Source organism: Spirosoma daeguense, from assembly GCF_054776875.1.
Map to the genome: position 1 here is coordinate 361553 of NZ_BAAHBF010000001.1, position 18544 is coordinate 380096.

The window sequence follows — 18544 nt, forward strand, 5'->3', positions numbered from 1 at the left end:
GAAAATGAAGTTAATTGCTAACCGTCGATCGGTAGCCGTTGAGACCGTAGAATAGTATATAACCGTAGCAGACAACGGGAAGCAGAAACGCGATTGACCAGGTATAATGATCGATCAGCAACCCCTGACAAAACGAAACAACCGCTCCGCCCGCAATAGCCGTCGATAGCAAGCCGGAAGCCTTGGTCGTGAACGTACCGAGCCCCTCCACTGACAGCGAGAAGATGATGGCAAACATGATCGAATTACACAGCCCGACAGCAATCATGGTCCATACAGCTACGTATCCCGATACGTTGATCGAAACAAGTACTAAGGCAATGGCCAACATAGCACACACCGCCAGAATTGACGATGCTTTGATTGATTTCAATAGAAAAGCGCCGATAAAACGCCCTATCAGCATACTTCCCCAATAAAACGCTACGTAGCTATTGGCCTCGTTTTCAGAGATGTGCAACGTATCGGCAATGTAATTCGTCAGAAACGTTCCGATAGAGACCTCCGCGCCAACGTAGCAGAATAGCCCCCAGATGCCAAACCGTAGGTTACGAAAGCTGAATATGCTTTTTCCACTTGCGGTTTCCGCAGACGTATTGTTATTACTGGCCTTGATAATGGGCAGTTTCAATTGCCAGACAACCAGCGCAATAAAAGCCAGCAGAGCGGCTATACCCAGATACGGATAACGAACGGCATCGCTCGATTCACCAGCTTTTTCTAAAGGAGCCAGAATAAAATAGGCCCCAAACAACGGTGCAACGGTCGTTCCCATCGAGCCAACTCCCTGAATGAGCGTTAGGCGCGACGAAGCCGTTTTGGCCGGCCCTAAAACGGTGATATATGGATTGGCGGCAACTTGTAACAACACAATACCAATCGCAATAATGAACAGCGCGGCCAGAAACAACGAATACAGATGCATACCCGAAGCCGGAAAGAACAGAACCGCCCCGACTGCCGCAATAGCGAATCCCATCACCATTCCATTCTTATACCCAACACGTTCCACGATACGTCCGGCCGGAATCGACATGACTCCATAAGTCAGAAAAAAGTAGAACTGAACCAGCGACGACTGCGAATACGTGAGGTTGAAGCCCTTTTTAAAAAACGGCACCAACGTATCGTTCAGGCACGTAATGAAGCCCATCATAAAATACAGCACCGCCAGCGACAACAAGGCAGGTGTATAGTTCTGTTGAGCTTGCCCCGGCAGTTCTTCGACCGTTACGGTTTGGGTAGGGAGATTCGCCATACAATTAGTCCTGTAAAAGAGTAGTTGCCTTTTTCTCCGCAATCGCTTCCAGCGTTTTCCAGCATTGGTATAATCCCCTCGGAAGGTGAAAACAGCCTTTCCATTTACCACCTTTTAGGGGCAGTAATACGTCACCCTGACGATTCAGATAACCAAACCATTCGCCGTATTCACTATCTGCAAAATGTTCCCACGTATAGGCATGAACCTTTTCGAACCATTCCCAGCAACGTTCGTCGCCCGTATGCAGGTAGCCTTTCAGGAGACTAATAATGGTTTCGATATGCACCCACCAGAGTTTCTGATCCCATTCCAACTGCTGCGGAGGAGTGCCTTTTACATCCAGAAAATAGAAGATACCGCCGTATTGTTTGTCCCAGCCATATTCCAGAATCGACAACGTAACGTCAACCGCCTTTCGAATCAGTTCCTGATTGCCCGACCGCTCGCCCAAATCCATGATAAACCACATCGATTCAAGTCCGTGGCCCGGATTAATTAACCTCCCTTCAAACGAATCGGAGAACGAACCATCCGGCGCAATATTCTCCAGAATCAGCCCAAGGTCAGGTCGGTAAAACTCTTCCATGACCGCATGAATGCCTTCTGCGATTGTTTTCTCCACCAAATCTGATTGCAGAAGAGGTTCAATCTCCAGCACCAGATTGCAGAGGATCATCGGCAGTGCGAAGTTCTTCAGCGGACGCGTACCCGGAAATGCTTTGTTGTAGTCGCCTTTGGGATTGTCTTTGCGCTTTAATATGTTCAGGAACGTATCAACCGCAATGGTACCATATTCCTTTACGCCCGTTGCCTGATACAACTGCCCGAACGCCATCGTAGCAAAGCAATCCGAAAAAATGTTATACGGCTGAACTAACGGCTGCCCTTCGCGGGTAAGCGAAAAATACCAGTTCCCGCTCGCATCACGCCCGTATTTCTTCAGGAATTCAGCGCCCTGAATAGCAAAATCGAGCCATTCCTGCTTTTTCTCTACGCGGTTATAAAGCATGGAGAAACACCATACCTGACGCGCCTGTAGCCAGACAAACTTATCGGTATCATAAACGTCGCCTTGCCGGTCAAGACATGTGAGATAACCGCCAAATTCCGGGTCGCCCGAGTTTTTCAACCAGAACGGGATAACGTCTTCTAGCAGATTAGTCTGGTATAGTTGCTGGTAGTCGCTGAGTTGCATGAACTTGATTGTAAAAATGTCTTTTAGGAGGAAGCCTTTCGTTCGTGAGGGCTACTTACTCATTGTATTCTGTTTTCTTTAGTAGCACTTACTTAATAAATCAATTTATTAACTTAAGCGTAAAGTAAAGTATTACAAATTAAGATGGCAAAAGAAAGTTAAAATATATTTTATAGAAGCTGGGCTCGGCTGGGCGTTAAGAGACTTTGGTAATGCACATTAGCACACCTATTTCATTCGGAAGCATCTACAATTCACCAAATATTATAGCGCAGGAGAGATTCGACTTTAAGAAGAAAACGGCCAGAACGTAGCGAAAGCCGGGATACTAAAATTTCGTCGTTTACGCCAACGACAAAGAACGGTCGCGGACAAGAAGACAGGCCCCAACAATACCGGCATGTTCGCCCAGTTTTGAGAGTTTCAACTGCGTGTCATTATTGACCAGACTCAGCGAATATTTATTAAGAGATGTTTTAATGGGCAGTTGTATATATTCCTGTGTGGTTGCCAGACTACCGCCCAGAATTACCAGTTCAGGATTTAATACGTTGATTAAGAAGGCAATACCGCGACCAAGATTTTCGCCAAGTTTGGCAATTAGCTCAATCGCCAGTACGTCGTCATTTTTGGCGGCCTGAATAATATCCTCCATCGTGATAACATTCGGGTCATGCCCGTTACGTGTCAGCACCGACGTAGAACCTTCCTGTAGTTTCTCACGAAACATCCGAACCAACGCCCAGCCTGATCCTTCCGTTTCGAGACACCCTTTTTTACCACAGTGACAGATCAATTCATTGTCGAAAATGGGAACGTGCCCTAACTCACCCGCGTAGCCTGATTTACCATAATACAACTGACCGTCAATCATAATCCCGACGCCAATGCCGTAATCTAGGTTCAGGAACATGACATTTTTTTCTTTCTCAACAACGCCCGCGCAAAACTCACCATAGGCCATGGCCCGCGAATCGTTTTCCAGAAAAACACGTATACCAATCTCCTGCTCAATGATTTCGCTCAATGGGCGCTCTTCAAAAAAGAAGAAGCTGTAGCTATAACCCGTAGCATAGTTAATACGTCCCGACAGATTGATACCTATACCGCGAATTTTCTCCTTCGGCACCGACAGTCCGGCTATAAATGATTTGATATGCTGGCAAAGCGTATCGAGCGATTCGCGGGTGTTATTGAGCGTATACGGCAGGTTTTCGGTTACGTTAATGAGGTTTTTCTGAAGATCGAGCAAGCCAATATTCACATGGCTTTGCTTTACGTCGACCCCGATAAAAAAGGCGGAATCGGGCACAACTCCGTACAAATTAGGTTTTCGCCCTCCGCTCGATTCGATTTTTCCGTAATCTTGAATTAGCCCCTCTTTAATCAGTTCGCCAACCACAGATGTAACTTTAGGAACACTGATTGTCAGCTCCTTACTTAGCTCCGGAATAATCGCGTTTCCTTCGTTGGCGAAATAGCTTAGGATACTTTTTTTAGGATCAACAACTCGATTCGTCGCTCTACTGCCAATTACTGCCTTAGTCATTTTTAGGTCAATACGTTACCCCAAACTTACTAATTTGAATTAATAACTTAGCACAACCCTTTCGATTGAGTTACAAAGAAGTCGAAATTACATACCTTACTTCTCAGGAATGATAAAACCCAGTGCTACGTCGGCAAATAAGTTTGTCCCAGACAGCATTTTTTTCTGGATGAATCGGGAGCGAATACATACGTATCACCGGTTGCGATCACCTCTAATAGTCCAGATGTAATCATTATCGGCATCTGTAGCTTTTCGAATATCAATCATTCTTGTTAAATGACATGCGCCTGCTACGTAGCAAAACTACTATTCACTACGTATTGAGGGCTGTAAAGTGGCATTTCTCTATTTTTCCAGCATCTTCTGAATCGTTTTCAGCAGCTCGGCTTTCTTTTCGTGGGCGTTATTACAGAGTAGAATAATTGTTTTATCGGCGTCGATGAACCGCATAATCTGGGTCTTATAGCCCGGATTATCGCCATCGTGCCAGACAACTTTGCCAAGTTTCGGGCTTTGCTCAACCTGCCAGCCAAATCCGTATTGTGTTGCAGTTCCGTCGTTTAACTTCGCTACCGTAAATGCGTCTCTTAAAGTTTGCTGATCTACTAGCTGACTTGAATACAACGCCCGATCCCATTTCAGTAAATCATCGGCGGTTGAGCTGATACGTCCCGGACCTTTGCGGTTTCCGAGCCAGATGCCGTAGTTAAACTGCGGAAACGAATCAGCCCGAACGTAACGTTTTTTCTCTGGTACATACGTATATCCCCAGGCCATTTCGGGCAGTTTTATTTTGTCGTTACGAGTTCGAATATCCGTTTTTGTCATCCCAACCGGATTAAAAATACGGTTCCGGCAAAATTGGATAAAATCCTGCCCCGACGCTTTTTCGGCAATACTCGCCAGCAACATATATCCCGTGTTACTGTACGTGTATTTTGCGCCCGGCTCGAACAATTTTGTTGGTTGATATTTAATAAGATACGCAATGTTATCAGCATTGTTCGCCACTTTACTTTTATCCCAATGCTTGTCCATTACGTCCTGATAATCGGGCAGACCAGACGTATGATTCAGCAGATGCCGAATGGTAATTCCCGGATACGGCAAACCCGAAATGTATTTGTCTATTCGGTCGTCGTAGTTCAGCTTACCTTCCTGTTTCAGCATGAGGATAGTCATGGCCGTAAACTGCTTCGACACCGACGCCAACTCGAAAATTGACGACGTAGTGTTTGGCGTTTTCGTCTCAAAATTCTGGTAGCCAAACGCTTTCTTGTAGACTGGTTTTCCTTTTTCGGCAATGAGCACAACGCCACTAAAGTCGGGCACCGTAGCAAAAAGCGAATCCAGTTCAGTGGTCAGCGGAGCACTAGGTTCCGGTTTATGAGCAGCCAGAAACAAACTACCAATTAGCAGTGCACCAGCACAGAAACGATACAAAGAAGTGGTCATCAGGTTGTTAATAACTTGCGTGAATCTATCAAAATTAGCAGAATCCGATTATCGATTTCTCATTTTCAACGTATTACGAATCTATTGGGTCTGTTTTTCAGATAACCCGCACCTAATTAGTAAAGGTTACCTGTTTGTCGCAAAATGAATAGCACGTTCATCCCATGTTTCGGCGTTGGTAATGTGTTCAATAACCTGTTCCGGCCGGTCAACAAACGACCACATTTTCAGGTGATTTTGATGCATAAAATTTTCGTCTACGCACTTTTCCAGCATCTCCCGAAGCGGATTATAAAATCCGTTCGTGTTTAAAATAACAATTGGTTTCGTGAATTGCCCCAGCCGTTTGAGGGTTATCGCTTCCATCAATTCTTCCAGCGTACCACTTCCACCCGGTAAGGTCACCAATCCATCAATACCTTCTAAAAATTTGGCTTTTCGTTCATGCATTGTGTTGGTAAACTCAAAGTCTGTTACTTTTTTATGGGCCCACTCCACTTCATTCATGAATTTGGGCATAATCCCTTTTATTTTACCGCCGTGTTCAAGAATCGTGTCTGCGAGTTTCCCCATGAGGCCAATGCCACCTCCACCATAGACAACGCTGATGCCCGCCTTTACAAATTCAATTCCTAATTTTTCGGTGTCGTCAAAATAGGCTTTATCCACTTTTGCGCTCGATGCGCAATAAACACAAATCTTCATTGTCGATTCAGTCTCACCAAATAGCGAGTTATCTTATTGATTATAAATTAGTTAAAAAAAATAGCCAATTTCTAACTACACGGAGTAACGTACTAAACTCTGATACTCCCTATAATCAGAAATTGGCTATTTTTTATTCGAACTCTCGGTCAATTAGGTCGGATCGGTAGCGGGCGTGCTGGTGTTGTTCTCACGCTCTACACGCGGATATGGATAAAAGTTGCGCGTCCGTTCTGAACCGGCTGCACCCGGCCCCGGACGGCCAAACCGACGGCTGTCTTCAAGACGGAAACCTGTATAAGCCAGTTCAATATTCCGGTTACGTAGTATTTCTACCAGTACATCGGCGGCTGTTTGCGCACCGCTGTAAGCTGGCAAGCCCGCACCCAAACCGAAAATATCGGTAGCGGCTGTTTTAGTCCGCACTTTATTCAAAGCCGTAATGGCTCCTGCTACGTCGCCTTTACGTGCCGACGCTTCGGCCTGAATCAGCAGCATTTCGCCGGGCAGATATACCGGAATTGGCGCACTGTTCGATGTGTAAAAGCCTGTTCCAAGGTTCGCTCTTGGATTAGCTGTTTGTGTATAAAAAGCGATACGTTTGTCATCAGCCGATGGGGCCAGCGCACCTGTCAAACCCAGAGCGGTATTGGTTGGTGCATAGACGTTTACGTTACTAAACGCCGTGAAGAAAATCGGATTCCGCGACGTATCATCGAAGTTAAACACCGACTTTTTGGTCAGATCAACTTTAGCAGCCGCAGCCAGCGCCTTATCGTTATCGCCAGCCATCAGCGCATACCGGGCAATCAGCGCCTGCAACGTATTCGGAATATCAACACCCGTTACGATTTTACCCGTAAAGTTGGCCGAAACAGGATTGGCAGCAACCGCCGTAGCCGCCGACTCCAGCGACGTAATGGCTGCTTTCAGTAATTCAAGGCGATCCACAAACGGCGAATTATCGCCCGTTACGATGGGTGCCGACTGAAAGAACTGAGCCAGCGTACCGAGTGCGAGTGCCCGAAAAATAGAGCCATACGCCACAATACCGCTTTTCGTACCGGCATCGGCCGTTACGCCGTTTACATTGGCCAGCACCAGATCGGCATTCGAACGTAGCAGTTGCGCTTGCGTCCAGATGGTACGTACCACGCCATTTGTGTTCGTTACGTTAGCTTGACCTTGTTGCAAGGCAAACTCTTCGCCGTTGCCCTGATTCAGTACAATTAACTCGTTGGTAGTAAGGCCACTTGCCGACACAGCAGCGCCGAACAGCGAACCACCACCACCTACCGAGTAGCGATATTGAAGACTGTTGCAAACCGTAATGAGCCCATCGGCAGAACTGACAACCTGCGGCTGGCTGGCTGTGCCGGGGTTCAGGTATTCCTGTGTACAGGCATTTTGCATCACCAGCAAACCTGCCAAAACAGAAGTTATGATTAATTTTTTCATAGATATATCTGTCTGAAAGTCGTTAGTCAGTAGTCACAAAGCGATACGTTATGATATTGCTCAGCGGCTACTTGCTATCGACTGTTTTTAGAATGATGCCGATAGTTTTACCTGATACGTGCGTGGAATAGGCACGTTACCGAAATCGAGTCCACGTAGTAAATCGTTGGTGCCACCCGCGTTGGTTTCAGGATCGAAGCCGGTGTATTTATCCCACGAATACAGGTTCCGACCAACGAGCGATACGTTGATGGCGCTCACGTTTTTGATCAGTTTAGGCAACGTATAGCTCAGCGATACTTCCCGCAGTTTGGTGAAGGAACCACTTTCAACCCGCCATTCTTCGGTGTTGTAGATCGCGAAAATATAACCGCGTTGCAGTTCACCTCTCAGTTCTTTTTCTACAAAATCGCCCATGCCTACGCCCTGCCGTGTCCGCCGGTCGGCGTTGAATACGTCAACGCCCTGTACCATATCGAGCAATACGTGCAGTGAGAACGCTTTGTAATTCAGATTTGTCGTAAACGAACCGGTCCATTTTGGATTTGGGTTAGCAATCACGATGTTCGCTGTCGGAGAGCGTGTATCAGGCTGACCAGCATTTGTCTGTCCTTCCGGCACACGCGCTGGCGTAAAGTCGATCGAACCTGTAGCCTGCGATGATGCCCGCTCTGATTGTGGGAATCCTGCTGACGTATACAATAATGAGCCATCCGGATTGCGGGCATAACCTGTGCCATAGTAAACGCTGGCAGGCTGGCCCTGAAGCAGATACGGCGCACCAGCAGGCGACGAAATGGCAATGGCCGGGCTACCTAACGACAATACTTTGTTGCGGTTGCTGTTGAAAATCGCTGTTACGTCCCACGAGAAATCTTTGGTTTTCACCGGAACCAGATCAAGCACAACCTCAACACCTTTGTTCTCCATTGTGCCCACGTTGTTCACAATGCTCGTACCGCCCGACGATGGTGCCAGTGCCCGGTTCACAACCAGATCGCTGATCTGCTGATTATACACCGTTACGCCCAGACCAATCCGGTTATTCACAAACGACAGATCGACACCGCCTTCGATTTCAGCCATACGCTCCGGACGAACCAGCGGGTTTGCCAACTGTGCTCCCGGCAGCAACGTATTTTTACCCAGATAAGCCACTGGCGTAAATTGATAGAAACGGCTGTACGAACCCACACCCGACAGGTTACCCGCTTCGCCATAGCTCAACCGAAGTTTCAAACTGTTGAACGCCTTGCTGAACGACGCATCTTTCCAGAAGCTGAGATCCGACACAACGAACGAACCACTAAGTTTTGGGTAAAACTGGTTGGTTACTGATGGCGAGAATTTTGACGACTGATCACGACGAACGGCTGCGGTCAAGAACGCCAGATTGTTATAGCCAATGGTAGCCTGCGCAAAATAACCGCTCAGGTTAAACCGGTCGAGGCTGTAGTTGGCCTGAACCGTTGTACTAGCTGCTCCACCCACTGTTTCAATAAACGGCGACAGGTTTTGCCCTTGTGCAATGGAGTAATCGGACCGGAAAAACTGATAGCTATAACCAGCTAAAGCATTCAGTTTAAACCGCTCAGATAGTTGACGTTCGTAGCTGACATTCAGATCGGTATTGATCTGAAATACGGTATTGTTACCCGTTGCGGCATAGCCTTGTGGGTACAGGTTGGCACCGAGCGATGCCTGTCCTGCATAAGGATACGGGCGGATATAATTTTGACCAACCTGTCCATACGTATCAACACCCAGAATATAATCGACACTAAGGCCCTTCAGTGGCGTCAGGTTCAACTGAACATCGCTCACGGTACGGTTTACCGACTGCGTAAAGCGCATATCTTCAATCGTCGAAAGCGGGTTCACACGTGGGCCTTCTACCGCCTGTAAGTTACCCGACGCATCGCGCTTGGTGATGTCGTAAATGTTATTCAGGATGGTAACCGAGTTCATCGGGCTATAGAATACGTTACCATTGGCTTTCTCGTTGGCAAAGCTGTTGGCGTAGGTCAAACCAGCCGATAGTTTAGCCCAGTTGGTTAGCCGCTGGTCGAGACGAGCGCGGAAGTTATACCGGGTAAAATCGGTGCCTTTGATGATCCCTTCGTTTTTCAGATACCCAAACGATACGTAGTACTGCGTGTTATCGCGGCCACCCGACACCGAAATCGAATTATCGGTACCATAGCCCGTCCGGAAAATCTGATCGAAATAGTTATACCGTTGCACGTTATCCACTACGTTCGACAGCAGCGGGTTATCCGTTCCATCGCGACGGATCGTTACGAACGTAGTAGCTGGGTTTAATGCCAACGCAGCGGTTTGTGCCGATCCCGGTGCAAATACCTGAATCGGGAACAGGCGTTGCTGTGCGTTACCGAAGGTTTTGTTATACATGTTCACTGGCACACTTTTCCGAAGCTCGTTGACGTTGAACGACGTCGAGAACGAAATCTTCGGTGCGCCACTTGAACCGCGCTTGGTTGTGATAATTACAACGCCGTTGGCCGCCCGCGAACCGTATTGCGCAGCCGCAGCCGCACCATTCAATACGCTTAGCGTAGCAATATCGTTGGGGCTGATGTCGGCCAGTCGGTTGGTACCGGGTTGTGCCGCACCAATCTGATCGGCCAGAGCCAGTTGTGATACGTTAGCACTCTGGTTACTGACAATAACACCATCGATAACGTAGAGCGGATCTGACGAACCCGACAGTGATTTGATACCCCGTAACCGAATCGACATTGACCCCGATGGATCACCCGAGTTTTGAACGATCTGTGCGCCCGGCACTTTGCCCTGCAACGAGTTGAGCAATCCTGCCGAACCCGACTGCTGTATATCCGAAGCTTTGATTGTACTAATCGCGTTACCTAACGAACGACGAGATGCCTGCTGGCCTGGACTTGTTACGACCACTTCATCAAGATTAGCGATGTCTTCTTTGAGCGTTACGTTGACGGTCGATTGCGAACCAGCATTTACCGTCTGCGTTGCTGCCTGATAACCAACAGCGGTGATACGTAGTGTTACCTGACCATCGGCGGTTGGCGTGAATTGGTAGTTACCATCCACATCGGTAACGGTACCGACATTGGTTCCCGGAACCTGAATCGTAACGCCCGGAATACCATTTCCGTTGGCATCCGTAATCCGTCCGCGAACGGGCGGACGCGTACCCTGCGCGAAGCTGGATACGTAAACTAAAAGCAGTACCCAAAGCAATCCAACCTGACGAGCACGTTGGGCTGTGAGCATGTAAACATAGGTCATAGTACCTGAAGTTTGGTGAGTGTTAACTAAAAAGTAAATATGTAATTTACAAAGCTAAAGAAAACTAGATCACAACAAAGGCCAAAAAGGACAGACGGCCAACGGATCAAATCCTATTTTAATAGAATTTTAAAGTCCGCCAGGACTGTCCTTTAAAAAGACTTTTTCCTCTACAGGATGTACAAAAACGCGTCTAATTATAAGTCCACAGAATAGCTATTTCGGCTACTTTCGAACTTCTTTCGACAGGAAATCACGTAGCAATTCCTGCTGGTCAGTGCTGATGAAATCGACGCCCGCTTCACGAAGTTTCGCCCAGACGATTGGATCTTCGGGGCTGGCCCAAAGCCTTAGCTTCTTGCCTTCCTGATGCACACGCTCAGTCAGTTGCTTCAGTTTCTGAAATTCGGTGGCAGGCATTTCGGCTTTCCCCCGCCAGCTTAGCTGATTCGCATACGCATCGCTGATAATCGGCATCACCGCCGACGAATAACGCTTGCCTACATCCGCTGGCCGTCCGTCAAGTGTCAGCAATCGGTCTTTGGCTTTGGCGACCGTTACCACCGGCCGATTCCCCGACAAAACAACGGTAACAGAACCTTTATTACGATTGCCAATTGCAAGCAACGAGTGGTAACGTAGCAACAATTTGGTCAATGCCTGATACGTACTATCGGCCTGTGTTTTAGCATCGATCATCAGGTAAAATGGACCCGTATAACCGGCCAGAACCGACCCGTTCTGCTGACGAATTCGTTCGGTTAATGGCCTCAGATACAGGCTTTCAAGGGTTGAGGCTGATGATTTAATTAGAGGTCGCTCATGTGCTACGTACAACGTATCGTTTATCAGGTAAACATCAGCTTCTACGCTGGTAAACCCATTGTCCAGCGCGTCCCAAAGCGGTCGGGATTGCTCGTAATCGTTGTGCGCGTGCGCACTGGGTAAAGGCGCTACGTTGGCAATTGGTTGTGGTACTACGGTTTGCGTAATGGGCTGAGTCCAGGCGGTTTCTACATCGCCTGGCATGAACGGATTGAACTTTGGCTTATTCGATACGATACGAGCACGCGCCAGCAATACGTCGTCAGCCAGCGTGTATGTGGCCGACGTATCAGACACCTCACGTAGCAACTCGCCCTGCACCTTCCCTTTTCGCACACCGAAAAACTGAATCTTATACGTAACGTTAGGCTCCGTTTTGACACGTACTACCAGTGAGTTTCCGACCTGTGGCAACTGCTTCAACGTAACACCCGAACTCGCATAAAATCGGCCCGATTCCATTGATTCAACCAAAGCGCGGGGCGTCAACTCCGGTGCGTTGACCATGACCCACCCCCTACCCGAATTGCTGAACGTTGGTCCGAAAAAATGGTAATGATGGCTATCGTCGGTACCCAATCCATACATCAGCGGTCGGCCCTGTTGCAGGAAATGCAGGTTAATCTTGTCCCACATCGACTCGGTTCCTTCGCGAGTGCTGTCGCCGTAATTATTGACCAGCGGATGTCCGTTAAATACCTCAAAAAAGCGTTCGTACCGAAGCTGTTTTAAATCCTCGGCGTTGATGGCCCAGTAAAAATTCGGGTGGTTGATGTGCGGAAACATCGGTTGGCGAGTCTGTCGTCGTTGCGCCACGACCAGATCGATGTTATTCTGCATCACCTCGGCCACACTGTTTCCGGGTTGGGGTCGAATGAGGTTCTGTATATTCGTTACGTTGATATGAATCGGCTTCCCCTGATAGCCAGTCGACATTTCTTCACTTTTGATAATCAGAAACTTACCCGGATCTTCAAAATAGCTCCGGTACTCGTTTAGTTGCTTCAGTTTCACCTTGAGCGAGTCGTTCGGGCCTTTACGATATGTTACCCAATCGGGACCAAAAACGCGCAGGTATTGATCAAATGCCCGTCGGCGGTCTTTCTGGTGCGGTACATTCACCCACTTTTCAACCTCCTGCAATACGTTATGATCTGACAGGCCAACAAACTGGTAGCCATTGGCTTTATACCAGTCCATAATCATTTCCGGGTATTCGTCGCCGTCGCTCCAGAGCGAGTGTGTATGCAGATTGCCTTTATACCAGTTCTGCGCTTGCAGACCAGCAATCGAGACTAAACAGAATAATAGGGTTAAACAGGTACTTTTTTTCATGGAACAGGCAGGAGAAAAGTCTACGTAATACACTGAAGATCAATCTAAAATTTACTACTGCGTTTATAATACACACATTGATTTTCGATGTAAAAGTATTGAAAAGCGATTAGAAAGATCGTTGCCTGTTTGTGAACAAATAGTTCTGTTTACTGATAAAACAAATCGGTCGGTACTACGTATGATTTACGTAGCGCCGACCGACTTATCTCAATGTCTAAAACGGAATAATTAAATTATGGCCCAAACAGGCTCTGGCTGTTTGAAATACCATTCGACTCAAACAGCCAGAGCCTGTTTGGGCCATAATCTATCCCCTTACCAACGTCTAGTTATACCCCGGATTTTGCACGAATTCGGTTTTGTTCTGAAGTACGTCGATTTCCACGCGGGGAATCGGACGTAGCAGGTGGTACGATTTCGCGTTTGCGGCTGCATCCGGATTGTATTTGGTTAATCGTTCGAGGAGTTTGCCGGTACGCTTCAGATCGAACCAGCGCAGTTGTTCGCCAACAAATTCGCGGGCGCGTTCATCCAGCATGAAGTCGAGCGTCATATCGGCTGGCTTCACCAGCATTTGATCGCTTTTGCCGGGCAGTGCCGCTCGTTTACGTACTACGTTCACATAATCAGCGGCATTGCCGGTGTTACCCAACTTCATACTGGCCTCAGCCGCAATCATATACATTTCCGACAGGCGAAACACAAAGGCGTCGCGCTTGCTATTTACTACGTCCCTGTTAGAGCGGGTCTGATCGGCAAATTTCCAGAGTCCGGCGTAGCGCCAGCGTGGAATAGTTGGAACACCGTTTGCCTGATAAACATCATTTACATCGTAAATGGCGTAAGGTTTCGATTTCCGATACGTATCAGAGACGGCCCGTTTCGACACCACCGCAATCGTATCGCCCAACTTCATACCTGCCGGTAAACTTGCCGCGTCGTTGGCCGACCAAACCGTGCGAAATGAGCCGTTCCAGCGCGCATCTTTCGTTTCGTCGTAGAGATCCAGCAGATATTTAGACGGCATATACTGCATCAGCGAGCGGCCCGTTTCCAGATCATATTGCCAGCCTTTCAGGCCATTGAAAAACGGAATAAACATCAGGTGACCATGATGACCGCCTTCCCATAGCCAGTAATAGCCCAGATCATCATAGCGGCCGTAGTCGTTGAGCGTGTTGTTCTCCGAATAGTTGACGAACCAGATCACTTCTTTGCTGGTGCTGCCGCTGCTATTGGCAATATCCCAGAGCGATTTATAATTCTCGGTCAGTTTGAAATCGTAGTTTTTAATCACCCGGTCGGCCATGGCGAGGGCTTCGGTATTTTTCTCGCGGGTCAGGTATACACGAGCCAGAAAAGCAGCTACGGCTGGTTCCGTTACGCGACCGCCCTGCGGAGATACTACGCCTTTCATGCTGGTCAACGCCGTTTCCAGATCGCTGAAAATGAGGGTATAAATCTCATCGACGGGCGCACGTAGCGCCGTTATTTCGGGTGCCGTCGTTTCCTGCGTACGTAGCGGAATGGCACCAAACGTTTCGACCAGATGATAGTAATAGAAGGCACGTAAAAACCGAACTTCACCCTCACGCGTGGCTTTCAAACTAGCCGATAGTGGCGAATCCTTAATACGGGCAATGGCGGTGTTACAGGCATTGATGCCGCGATACAAACTTTTCCAGGCAAAGAGTAATCCGCCTTCGGTACCCTGTAGGTTCGAGTTGTAATCGTAGTACGGATACGTACCGTTGGCGGTATTGCCAAACAGCATTTCGTCGGTACCAGCTTCGGTGAGCAGGTAGCCAACCGTCTTGCCGTACCAGATGCGCGTAGGTGCGTAGCAGGCATTGACCAGACTTTCGATGCCTTCGGCCGTCTTATAGAAAGTGCTTGCGGTAACGGTGTTTTTATTGTTTTCTTCCAGAAAATCGGAACAGGAATACAGGCCCATCGTTCCGACGCAAACCGCAGCAAGAAGTATATGTTTGACTATCGTTTTCATAGTAAGATTCAGGAATGACTGTTTCTCGAATAGATCAATTTGGAGCAGATTAGAAGCTGAGATTCAGGCCAACAATGAGTTGCTTGGTCAACGGAAAATCGACTGAGCCGCCCCGCTCTGGATCGTAATCTTTCAGCTTGCTGAACGTAACGAAGTTCTTTGCCGTCGAATAAATCGTTACGTTGCTGATCGGCGTTTTCTTCAGCAGGTTTTTCGACAGGTTATAGCTGAGCCGGATGTCTTTGATTTTCCAGAAAGAGCCGTCGATGTAGCCAAGCGTCGAGATGTACTGATCGGTGCGGCCAAGCCACGGACGCGGATACGAGTTGGTTGGATTTTCGGGCGTCCAGTAGTCAGCCACAGCCGCCGTACCACCCGGATAGAAATACCCGAGATACTGGCTGTTAATCGTTTGCCCAACCCGCGCATACACGAGCACCGAGAGGTTGAAATTGCCGTAGGTGAAGTTATTGGTGATACCGCCCGACCATTTTGGCGATGCCTGTCCTAATACAACCCGGTCGTCGCTGGCCGTGATCTTACCGTCGTTATTCTGATCCCGAACTTTAATTTCGCCCGGCGATTTGCTGTATTTGGTCGCAATGTCCTTTTCGCTAGTTTGCCAGATGCCAATTTTCTCATAATCATAGAATACACGTAGCGGTTTGCCTACAAACCAGGCTTTCGCTACGTCGTCGCCACCCACGCTGAGGGCTACAATTTCTTCCTTGAACGTAGCCAGATTAATATCGGTCGACCAGGAGAATTTTGGCGACGTAACGTTGCGGGTAGAAATCAACAGATCGACACCACGGGTTTTGGTTTTTCCTACGTTTGCAACGGTGGTGCTATAACCCGTTAGCGAGGGCAGAATCCGGTCCATCAGCAGATCGCTGGTATTGGTATTGTAGACATCGACAGAACCCGATACACGCCCATTGAAAAATCCGAAATCAAGGCCAACGTTTACCGTAGCCGTTTTTTCCCAACCTAAATCTTTGTTGGCCAGCAACTTGGGCCAATATCCAAAGGCGGGGGTTTCATCGAACGAATACGCAATTCGGCTCAATCCGCCCTGCGTTTGGTAGGCGGCAATGGCGCTATTTCCCGAAATTCCGTAGCTGGCTCTGAACTTCATTTCGGAGAGCAGATTGCTCGCACCGCTCATGAAGGATTCATCCAGCACGCGCCATGCCAGAGCCACGGATGGGAAATACGCCCACTTGTGCCCATCGGCCAGCACCGACGCACCATCGGCACGTAACGAGGCCGTTAACAGGTACTTATCTTTGAACTTATAGTTCAGCCGACCAAACACCGACGCCAGCGAACTTTCGACCATGCTGCTGTTTGTGATAATGTCTTTGGTGTTGGTATTCAGGTTATAAAATAGCGACGACGAGAAGGGCTGGTCTTTCCCCTCACCCGAAAAATTCACCGTTTTATAGCTGATCATACTCGTTCCGACCATCGCATTGAAGGAGTGATCTTTGAACGATTGGTTATAATTCAGTACGTTTTCCCACGTCCAGTTCCGGTTTTTGATATCAATTAACGCTGATCGCGAGTAGCCGCTGTTTACGCCCGCAAGCGTGGTGTTTTTCCCTTCGAAAATGCCCTGCTGGCTGTTCGACATATCAATGCCGAAGCTGGAACGTAGCGACAGGTTTTTCAGAATCGACCATTCGCCGAAACCGAGCATAAACACGCGGCTGGTGGTGGTCAGGTTGGTATAGTTTTCGGGGCTTTCGTCGAGCAGCGGATTGAAAACCACCGTGCCAGGAAACGGATAGGTTTTGATCGAGCCATCTTCATTATAGGGGATGCCCAGCGACGAGTTTTTCTGAAGATTCCAGAAACTCGTGTTACGTCGCTGCTGGGTCGAGGAGTTGAAATTCAGCACCATACCGATTTTCAGGTTATTCAACACCTGATGATCGAGGTTGAGGTGCTGCACAAACCGACGTAGCTGATCGTATTTGAGCAAGCCTTTCTCGTTGAAATACTCCGACGACAGCCGAAACTTCGTTTTTTCGTTCCCGCCCGACAACGCTACGTGGTTGCTCTGAACGCTTCCCCGGTGCACCATCAAACTCACCCAATCCGTATCGATGCCTTTGCGGATGTTTTCCATCTGTAGGTTAAAAACCTTCTCATCGTCGGCCGGGCTGCTCCACTGTCCAGCGGCCCGATACGCTTCGCGCGTCATCGCTACGTATTGGGGCGTATTGGTAACGTGCTGATACACAACCGGATCGTTAACACCGTAGTAGTTATTGAATTCAACTTTTGTTTTGCCAGCTTTCCCGCTTTTAGTCGTAATCAGAATAACGCCGTTCGCACCCCGCGATCCGTAAATGGCTGTAGACGACGCATCTTTCAGCACTTCCATCGACGCAATATCATTCGGGTTTACATCGATATAGGAACCGTACTGAATCCCATCGACCAGAATCAGCGGCTGGTTCGACGCGTTCAGCGAGCGGTTGCCGCGAATGGTAAAATTGAGCGGAGCACCCGTTTCGCCACTGCTACGTGTCAGGTCCATACCGGCCACTTTACCCTGCAAGGTTTCCAGCGCATTCACCACCGGCGTCGACGTAATCTGCTGTTCTTTAATCGACACCACCGACCCCGTCAGATCCCGCTTCTGCACCTGACCGTATCCGACCACGACTACTTCATCGAGTGAATTTTGGTCGGGTTGCATCGTCAGCGTTAACACGGACTGATTCGCGACAACAATATCCTGACTTTTATAGCCGACAAACGACATCGTCAACGTAGCACCCGCATCGGGAATGTTTAGTTTGAACTGCCCTTTGGCATCGCTGGTGGTACCGCGCGTGGTGCCTTTTATGACAATGCTAACGCCCGGTAACTTCTCCCCTTTCTCGTCGGTAACCGTGCCCGAAACGACCCGATCAACCGCTTCCGGCTCGGGCAACGTAGCACCAGCATCGGCTTTTGCGCTATCATCCGACGTAATGCTGTCCAGAATAATCTGTCCGTTGATGATCCGATACGTCAGATTGAGTGGTTTCAGTAATTGCTCCAGCGCGTCTTCCAGCCGAACGTTATTGACATGAATCGTTACGGGCCGATCAGCGCCGATGTTCCGCGAGCTGTAGACGAATTTCGTAGTGGTCTGTTTTTCAATCTGAACCAGAACGCTACGTAGCCGCAACCCATCGGTATGAATCGACACCGACCGATTGAGCAGTTCCTGAGCCTGTCCGTCGAAGCCATACGAAAGCCCGACGAACGTAATCAGCAAAAAGAGTTGGTAAAACGATAGTTTCATAAGCAGCAGAAAAAACGATATACGTCGGCTGCATGACCAGCTCGGTAGAGCTGAATCAAAAATTTTCATACCTTTAAGGGTTTGTTAAATGGAACGATTTGACAGATAAGTTCCTCGTTCATCGGGCAGTGCAATGCCGCAGATGAGTAGCTGGCAGG

At 48.4% G+C, this 18544-nt stretch carries 10 protein-coding genes; all 10 read right to left on the minus strand.

Annotation, left to right across the window (positions count from 1 at the left end; translation table 11 throughout):
• Positions 1-10 precede the first annotated feature (10 nt).
• Entirely contained in the window at positions 11-1258 is a 1248-nt protein-coding gene (locus tag ACYVD4_RS01230) for a sugar MFS transporter (protein ID WP_460941791.1), read from the minus strand.
• A 4-nt stretch (positions 1259-1262) separates the two neighbouring features.
• On the minus strand, positions 1263-2456 hold the full coding sequence (locus ACYVD4_RS01235; RefSeq protein WP_460941792.1) for a n-acyl-d-glucosamine 2-epimerase: 1194 nt from the start codon (positions 2454-2456) through the stop codon (positions 1263-1265).
• Positions 2457-2799: 343 nt separating this feature from the next.
• Positions 2800-4005 carry an ROK family protein gene (locus ACYVD4_RS01240; protein ID WP_460941793.1) on the minus strand — a complete coding sequence of 402 codons (1206 nt, stop codon included), beginning with the start codon at positions 4003-4005 and terminating at the stop codon, positions 2800-2802.
• A 348-nt stretch (positions 4006-4353) separates the two neighbouring features.
• On the minus strand, positions 4354-5463 hold the full coding sequence (locus tag ACYVD4_RS01245; RefSeq protein WP_460941794.1) for a serine hydrolase domain-containing protein: 1110 nt from the start codon (positions 5461-5463) through the stop codon (positions 4354-4356).
• 126 nt (positions 5464-5589) lie between these two features.
• The gene (locus ACYVD4_RS01250) at positions 5590-6168 is read right to left on the minus strand and encodes an LOG family protein (RefSeq protein ID WP_460941795.1); all 579 of its coding nucleotides are present in this window, start codon (positions 6166-6168) and stop codon (positions 5590-5592) included.
• A gap of 153 nt (positions 6169-6321) precedes the next feature.
• The gene (locus ACYVD4_RS01255) at positions 6322-7626 is read right to left on the minus strand and encodes a RagB/SusD family nutrient uptake outer membrane protein (protein ID WP_460941796.1); all 1305 of its coding nucleotides are present in this window, start codon (positions 7624-7626) and stop codon (positions 6322-6324) included.
• 87 nt (positions 7627-7713) lie between these two features.
• Positions 7714-10914: a SusC/RagA family TonB-linked outer membrane protein gene (locus ACYVD4_RS01260; RefSeq protein WP_460941797.1), complete on the minus strand. Its 3201-nt coding sequence runs from the start codon at positions 10912-10914 to the stop codon at positions 7714-7716.
• Between the two features lie 225 nt (positions 10915-11139).
• Positions 11140-13074: a histidinol-phosphatase gene (locus tag ACYVD4_RS01265; RefSeq protein ID WP_460941798.1), complete on the minus strand. Its 1935-nt coding sequence runs from the start codon at positions 13072-13074 to the stop codon at positions 11140-11142.
• A 328-nt stretch (positions 13075-13402) separates the two neighbouring features.
• Positions 13403-15082 (minus strand): RagB/SusD family nutrient uptake outer membrane protein, encoded by a 1680-nt coding sequence (locus tag ACYVD4_RS01270; protein ID WP_460941799.1) that lies wholly within the window; start codon positions 15080-15082, stop codon positions 13403-13405.
• A 49-nt stretch (positions 15083-15131) separates the two neighbouring features.
• Positions 15132-18455, minus strand: a complete 3324-nt coding sequence (locus tag ACYVD4_RS01275; protein ID WP_460941800.1) for a TonB-dependent receptor — start codon at positions 18453-18455, stop codon at positions 15132-15134.
• Positions 18456-18544 lie beyond the last annotated feature (89 nt).